Origin of the sequence: Acinetobacter sp. RF14B (genome assembly GCF_006864105.1) — a bacterium.
Classification (GTDB): Bacteria; Pseudomonadota; Gammaproteobacteria; order Pseudomonadales; family Moraxellaceae; genus Acinetobacter; species Acinetobacter lwoffii_C.
The window spans coordinates 1-467 of record NZ_SMTB01000266.1; the positions used below are offsets into that span (position 1 = coordinate 1).

Consider the following 467-nt stretch of genomic DNA (forward strand, 5'->3'; position numbering starts at 1 on the left):
CAATTCGATATTTATATTTTGTGCATCGCTGGCGGCAGCCATATTCATTGAGCAGACGTGGAAACCACGATGACGCACCACGCGTAAAACACGTTCTAAGGTTTCCGGATTGAAGCGAGCCGATACATTGACCTGATGTTGCATCATGATAATTTCTCCAACATTTCTGAATTACTGGCGCCAGGCGGCACCAGCGGCCAGACGTTCTCAAGTTCGTCGATTGAGACATTAAGCAGGTAGGGCCCATCACTGGTCAGCATGGTTGCGAGTGCCGCTTCAACCTGGTCTTTACGGGTGATGTGTTGGCCAGGGATGCCGAAGGCGCTGGCTAACATGAGGAAATCGGGGTTATCAGTAAGGGTGGTTTCGCTGTATCGTTCCTGAAAAAACAGTTGCTGCCATTGTCGAACCATCCCTAACCGTTGGTTATCGAGTAAGACGATTTTCAACGGTAACTGCTTGCGTTT

General features: G+C 49.3%; 2 protein-coding genes. Both read right to left on the bottom strand.

Translation table 11 applies throughout. From position 1 onward, the window contains the following. On the bottom strand, nucleotides 1-147 hold a 147-nt coding region (gene ilvM / locus E2K52_RS14890; protein WP_151205738.1), incomplete at its 3' end, for an acetolactate synthase 2 small subunit. Further along, the coding region (locus E2K52_RS14895; protein ID WP_227548263.1) for a thiamine pyrophosphate-dependent enzyme at nucleotides 144-467 on the bottom strand (324 nt) is incomplete at its 5' end. The genes E2K52_RS14895 and ilvM, both read right to left, overlap by 4 nt.